Annotated in this window: 6 protein-coding genes; 5 read left to right on the top strand and 1 reads right to left on the bottom strand. The window is 49.6% G+C overall.

Annotated elements, in window-relative coordinates; genetic code table 11:
* Positions 1–181: 181 nt before the first annotated feature.
* The 3 genes from IM485_RS22970 to IM485_RS22960 all read left to right on the top strand — a co-directional run bounded on the left by IM485_RS22970 (position 182) and on the right by IM485_RS22960 (position 3,301).
* Entirely contained in the window at positions 182–451 is a 270-nt protein-coding gene (locus IM485_RS22970) for an integrase core domain-containing protein (RefSeq protein ID WP_502882171.1), read from the top strand.
* Between the two features lie 267 nt (positions 452–718).
* On the top strand, positions 719–2,203 hold the full coding sequence (locus IM485_RS22965; RefSeq protein WP_287742483.1) for a DUF4422 domain-containing protein: 1,485 nt from the start codon (positions 719–721) through the stop codon (positions 2,201–2,203).
* Between the two features lie 63 nt (positions 2,204–2,266).
* Positions 2,267–3,301 (top strand): FAD-dependent oxidoreductase, encoded by a 1,035-nt coding sequence (locus IM485_RS22960; RefSeq protein ID WP_287742481.1) that lies wholly within the window; start codon positions 2,267–2,269, stop codon positions 3,299–3,301.
* A 270-nt stretch (positions 3,302–3,571) separates the two neighbouring features.
* On the opposite strand, the gene IM485_RS22955 is transcribed toward IM485_RS22960, so the two are convergent.
* Positions 3,572–4,273, bottom strand: a complete 702-nt coding sequence (locus tag IM485_RS22955; RefSeq protein WP_287742479.1) for a class I SAM-dependent methyltransferase — start codon at positions 4,271–4,273, stop codon at positions 3,572–3,574.
* A gap of 501 nt (positions 4,274–4,774) precedes the next feature.
* Here IM485_RS22955 and galE point away from each other — a divergent pair.
* Both galE and IM485_RS22945 read left to right on the top strand, forming a co-directional pair.
* The gene (gene galE / locus IM485_RS22950) at positions 4,775–5,581 is read left to right on the top strand and encodes a UDP-glucose 4-epimerase GalE (protein WP_287742478.1); all 807 of its coding nucleotides are present in this window, start codon (positions 4,775–4,777) and stop codon (positions 5,579–5,581) included.
* A 554-nt stretch (positions 5,582–6,135) separates the two neighbouring features.
* Positions 6,136–6,352, top strand: a 217-nt coding sequence (locus tag IM485_RS22945; RefSeq protein WP_287742476.1) for a hypothetical protein, incomplete at its 3' end; no start/stop codon positions are given.

Here is a 6,352-nt window from a genome sequence, read left to right as displayed (position 1 = left end):
CCAGCGTTTGGCCAAGGCCTCGGCCTCGGATTTCACATCTGGCCAGTCCGCGCAGTAATCATGGCCAGCAGCGGTCCCGCCTGGTTTGATGCGGGCGGACCAGAAGGCGACGTTCTGCCCAAGTCCGGATTGGCGTGAATGGCGTCTTCCACATAAAGATCAATGCCGAGCTTCCAGCCGCGTGCAATCCAATTGCATCCTTGAACGCTTCCGCCACACCCTGCTTGATGAGCATTTCCGGGTCGAGGGACGCCGCACCTGGTTTGAAAGCATTGAGGAGATGCAGGCGGTGCTCAATGAATACCTTGAGGGCTACAACACTAAGCGGCCCCATCAGGGGCGCGGCATGAATGGGCGAACGCCCATCCGCGCCGTTACCGAGGGCATGCCGAAAACCACCAACACGGAGGTGACCAGCCAGACAAAAACTGTCAGACTCAAAGCCGCCTGATGCCTGCTTCAAATGCGGTCTCTGTCAGGGGGTATCGTAGGTGTAGACATTGCACAAGATCGACCAGCGGAAAGCAGGTATGGGAAATAAAATCTGATTGGGCATTGTAAACCACGGAACCTAGGGGCGGTAGCCCAACATAACGCTTTGAGGGCTAGCCTGACCGGTTGTATATCCCCAAAAGACTATCTTCATATTCATTGATAATGATATCGTGCTGAAACCGTGTTCGAAGGTCTTGCAGTGCTTTACGGGAGGCTGTGGCTAATGCTCGCTCAGAAAAACAAATACGCGAAGATTATTGATCAAAACCGGGAGCTGCTTGATCCACAGGTTTCGGTTCTTGAGGCGGGTTCTGGCGATGCGGGTATCGCACGCTTCCTTAATCGGAGGGTTGTGTGCCTCGATACAAGCTTTCCAGACGGTCTGAATGAGTGGGTAGAGCCCAAACCGGGCAGTCTTCTTGAAATGCCCTTTGGGGACCAAGCATTCGATGTCGTTGTTTGCGTCGATGTCTTACATCGTCTTGGATATATGGAAAGAGCGCGAGCCATCTCCGAACTCATTCGCGTTGCCCGCCAGAAAATCATCATTTCATGTCCCTGTGGAAGCGTAGCAACGATGGGCGAGCGGAGCTTGGTTGGATTATTCAAGAAATTTAGCATCGGCATCCCCCCTTGGTTAGCCGCCCATGCGGTCAACGGATTGCCTGAAGTGGAGGACATGGTAGAAATAATCATCAATACTGGCTATCAATTGTCATTCTATGGAAATGAATCCATAAATCAACATTATGGAGCAATTCTATTGGACCAATTTTTTGAGTTCAGTCAGAGGGTGCATAGCCTTACTGAATCGCGTTCACCCTACGAAAGCCCGATCATGCCTTCGTCTTGGGATATGTTCTACAGCTTCATTTTTGTTCTTCGTAAAGATAGCATCCCTTCAGTCGCCCCTGCGGTTAAGAGGTCGCCGGTAAATCGTTCAGCCAATGCGCCTTTTGAAGCGAAGCTATATGCTGTAGACCATGTCTACAGGTCTGCGGATCATCTGGGCTTAGTGACACCTATTTACGTCGGCCCTGGTGCCGACCAAGCTCCCCCTGGAACCATGACTGACATAACCGAGCGGACGCCAAGGCTGGATAACCGGCGCTGGTGTGAATTGACGGCTTTTCATAAGATATGGAGTGAGGGTCCTTATTCAGATGTCGTCGGTTTCTGCCACTATCGTCGTCTTTTTGACTTTCGCACGCCAGCAGGCGGTCACCGCCAGATAAATTATTCCAAAGAGGCCCTATTCAAATTGACAGGTGCTTTTTTTAACGAAGAATTATTCCGTAAGCTTCCGAAAAATGCCCTCATTTGCCCCCCGCCATTCCGGAGCAATACGTCTCTCTGGGAACAATATCATCGTGCCTGTTGCATCAACGATCTTGCGCACGTGGTAGGCTATCTGACCCGAAAACACCCGCACCTTGTTCCCTTCATAGCCAGTAGCTTGAAAGAAAAGGAGATTTTTTTCGCCAATTTGCTTGTGAGTCATTGGGAGATATTCGATGAGCTATGCGCATTTCTGTTTGATGTATTGCAGGATTTTGAAAAGGCCTACCCAACACTCCGCGCCAGTCAATATCAAAACAGGGAAATCGGCTTTTTGGCAGAACGCCTCTTTCATATCTGGATTCGTTTCAAGCAGCATGAGGGGCTTCAGTTAATTCACTATCCGATCGCCTATATCTCTGACCTGTGACAATGAGCTATACTAACTCCCCAAGGTATTGCGTGCGTTTTCCTAAAATCGAATGGTAGGACGATGGAAAAGAGCAAAAACATACTCGTAGTAGGCGCCGGTTTTTCGGGCGTTACTATCGCGCGGTGTCTAGCCGAAAAGGGCTATCAAGTTCACGTCATTGACCGTCGTTCACATGTTGCTGGTAATGCTCATGATTTCATCGGCCCTTACGGCATTCGCCAGCATATGTACGGTCCCCATTTGTTCCATACTTCCAACGCCAGGGTTGTTTCATTTCTTTCTCGGTTCACTCAATGGCTTCCATATGAGCATCGCGTGAAAGCGATGCTTAAGGATGGACGGTTGGTCACGCTTCCGGTCAATCAGGAAACACTTGCCATCGTGGGGGAGGAAAATGTCCTCGATGTTTTCTATCGCCCATATACGCGCAAGATGTGGGGGGTTGAATTGGATGAGCTTGACCCTTCAATCATCCAACGTGTTCCCATACGTAACGACATGAATGAGCTGTATTTCCCCAATGATACCTTTCAGGCGCTTCCTGCATTAGGGTATACAAGACTTGTTGAGAACATCCTTGATCATTCATCCATTCAGGTGACACTTGACTGTAGTCATGAAAAATCCATGAACGTCGACTACACCCACATATTCAACTCCATGTCCCCGGATGAGTATTTCGACTTTGAGCTTGGTATTCTTCCCTATCGGTCGATCAAGTTTGAAACTCATGCCTTACCTGTGCCCAGAGTTTTCCCTGTCGCGACAGTCAACTTCACCCATGATGAAAAGTATACTCGTGTCACTGAATGGAAAAATCTACCTGGACATGGTGACCACCCGTCCCACACCATTCTAACCTTCGAGATTCCCTGCGATTTCCCTGAAAACAACTTCGAGCGGTTTTATCCGGTTAAAGATATAGAACGAAAAAATAGGGCCATCTATGATAGTTATCGGGCCATGGTCCCTGGGAACATGACGTTCATCGGACGCTGCGGCTTATATGCGTATCTGGATATGCACCAGGCGATAAATTCTGCTTTGGTTTGCGTGGATGAGTTTCTTGCGGTAATCTCGCATGGTAATGTCTAGAAGGTTTTGATTTGCTAATCGCCGGACAGTGGTTATGGATCGAAGTATACACTAATTGTGAGGGTCTGCACGCCCGGTCGCGGTCGCGGAGCGACTTTCGAGCGTATTTGAGGTGGTTGCAACATAAGCGTCAAACACGAGATATCACTACAATGACCATGAAAGATACGGTAGCGCGACGTGACCTGTTGTTGCTGATACGTGCCTGTAAGTTATCAAATGCCAGCACCACCTGCGAGGTCATCGGCTATTCCCAAGAGCACTTTTAGTCTAACGATACGATTCGATAATTACGCAAACCTGTTGATGTTTTGATACGAAGGAGTCGTATCGATATGCCAAACCGCGCTCTGAAATGAACTCTTGAAAGGCGGCGAACTCATGATAACGCCATCCGGGATAATTGAAATATTCATCGAAGATAATCACTGTACCCGGCACAATGAGGGGTGCCAAAAATTCAAATACCATCTTAGTGGATGAATAAAGATCACAATCAATATGAAGCAATGATATTTTGCGTCCGTTTACTGTTTTCAAAAACTTCGGAATTGTCTCTGAAAATAGCCCTACTATTAACTCCACATTGTCACGTACCTTTGGAATTTGCTGAGCGAAAGCGCCCTGTTGAAAGCCCGTTCGCCACGCTTCTGGCAGCCCTGCAAAAGAATCAAATCCATAGATTGTCTCGGCAGTTAAGCTTGCCATGTGGTTTATAGTGCGTCCAGAAGCCACGCCGAACTCTAAAACCATTCCGTCAAAAGACCTTAAGCCGATAGCGCGCTGCAACAGATCAAGGTCAGACCCAACGTTCTCCGCCACGAGCATTTTGTCCGTCAAATACTTTGCGGAATCGAAAGCGGCTAAAATTTGCGCCATTTGCACCACATCATAGGAATGCGCACTTCTTTTTCCTGCTACATGGTGGTTCACGTTTCTGACCAAAAGAGATACGAGCTGATTGATGTCCATTTCTTTGCTTCCTTTGTATAAATGCACGACTTTCTCGCAACGGTGTTCTGAACACCTACGATATTCCCCTGAAAGTGACCGCATGTGAAGCAGGCCTTAAGCGGCTTTGAGTTTGGCAGTTTTTGTCTGGCTGGTCACCTAAGCCGATGGAGTTCGGTTTCGGTCATTTCACCGGGTATTGAGAGATTGAGGGTCATGTGAGGCTCACTGGTGACATCGTTCTGGATATTCAGCGGAGTTTCTATCACGATTCAAGACTGTGACGTAACCGAACTGGGACTTTCGGAGTCAAACCAGAATGCGCGTGGCAGTATGGGTAATCTTGATCATATCTGCCCTCACAGCGATTCCCGGGGAAAAAGTGGCCATCCATTTGCTTTGGCCCAAAGCGACAGATCCTTTATATCGTTGTGTTCAGAACTAAGTGGGTGATGGAGTTTCAACGGCGGAAAGGCTCCTTATAAACTGCAGAAAGAGCTCAGATGATACTGGTTCAGGAGGATGCATGACAAGCATGGCGCAGGCATGAAGTCAGTATTGGTGCTCGGCGGCGCTGGCTTTATCGGCAGCCATACCTGCAAGGCGCTGAAGCAGGCTGGGTATCTGCCGATCGTTGTTGATAATCTCGTTCATGGGCACATCGAGTCGGTTAGATGGGGACCCTTTGAAAAGGGTGATATCTCAAATCCGTCCGATCTTGATCGCGTCATCGAAAAATATCGTCCAGAATTTGTGATGCATTTTGCTGCTTTTGCCTATGTCGGCGAATCCGTGCAGGATCCTGCGCGTTATTATCAAAACAATGTTTGCGGTTCGATCACGCTGTTGGATGCCATGCGCCGGCATGGTTTGGATAGAATCGTATTTTCCTCCTCCTGCGCCACTTATGGGGACGCTGGTCCTCTGCCAATTCTGGAAACTCATTCTCAAATGCCGGTCAATCCTTATGGATTTACAAGGCTTGTCATTGAACGCGCCTTGGCTGACTACGGGGCTGCCTATGGTATCAGGCCGGTCACATTCCGATATTTCAACGCCGCTGGCGCCGACCCCGATGGCGAACTTGGTAAGCGTCATGATCCCGAGACCCACGCAATTCCCTTGGCCATTCGCGCGGCCCTTGGTCTTGGTGTATTCAAGGTATTCGGCACTGACTATCCTACACCGGATGGAACGGCCATTCGTGACTACATCCATGTCAGCGATCTGGCAGATGCGCATGTCCGGGCTCTCGCTTATCTCGATGAGGGCGGCAAGAGCATTGCCGTCAATCTTGCGACAGGCGCCGGGACATCCGTGAAGAAATGATTGGTGCGGTGAAGCGGGCGTTATCGCGCACCGTACCGAGGGAATATGTCAGTCGTTGTGCGGGTGATCCCCCTGCGCTGTTTGCGTTACCAGCCTGCGCCTACGATTTGCTTGGCTGGACACCCCGCTTTACGACGGTTGACCAGATCGTTGCCTCGGCAGCCAAATGGTTCGAACGTCACCATTCGAGAGGCGGATGACGTATCAAAAGGACCAGCCACGGGCGGTATTTCTGCGTCCTTCTGATGGTGAAGTGCGTTGATGCGGAATAGTACTGAAGGCGGAAAGGCCCAGCTGCGGCAGTTGGTTCGGATGGTACCGTCCCAGAGATCATGATTTCGCGAAATATCTTTTACTTGCCATGTTGCGCGCGCTTGGACCAGGCCACCATACAAGGTGCGGATAGTGAAACTTAGCGCTGCATCCCAAGCAAACTTCACAAGCAGCATGGGGCATGCTAACCACCCAGTGGATGAATCGAAACGGTAAACGGGCCTAAATATTGCCAATCAGCCATGGCTTCCTTCTGCCGAAGGTGTTTTCAGGAAAACATCATGCCGAAACTTGCTATCTGCACCGCCAGCGACACGAATTTGTTCTATCTTGTAAAGGGGTTGATTCTTTCCCTCCGCCGCGTTCTGCCGCTATATCAAGCTGAAGTGATTTTTTTCGATCTCGGCTGTACGCAGCCGGAATTAGCCTGGCTGGAAGCCAGAACCCATCGCATCATCACACCAAAGGATGATCTGAATGTGGCTGGATTGCCCGGTT

Origin of the sequence: Microcystis sp. M169S2, assembly GCF_020245865.1 — a bacterium.
Classification (GTDB): Bacteria; Cyanobacteriota; Cyanobacteriia; order Cyanobacteriales; family Microcystaceae; genus Microcystis; species Microcystis ichthyoblabe_A.
Note: the sequence above shows the minus strand (reverse complement) of the source record. Positions and strands in the feature narration are given on the sequence as shown.

Coding starts and splice junctions, on each gene's coding strand:
- galE (WP_287742478.1), top strand. CDS start 4,775: ATGCATGACAAGCATGGCGCAGGCATGAAGTCAGTATTGGTGCTCGGC.
- IM485_RS22965 (WP_287742483.1), top strand. CDS start 719: ATGCTCGCTCAGAAAAACAAATACGCGAAGATTATTGATCAAAACCGG.
- IM485_RS22955 (WP_287742479.1), bottom strand. CDS start 4,273: ATGGACATCAATCAGCTCGTATCTCTTTTGGTCAGAAACGTGAACCAC.
- IM485_RS22960 (WP_287742481.1), top strand. CDS start 2,267: ATGGAAAAGAGCAAAAACATACTCGTAGTAGGCGCCGGTTTTTCGGGC.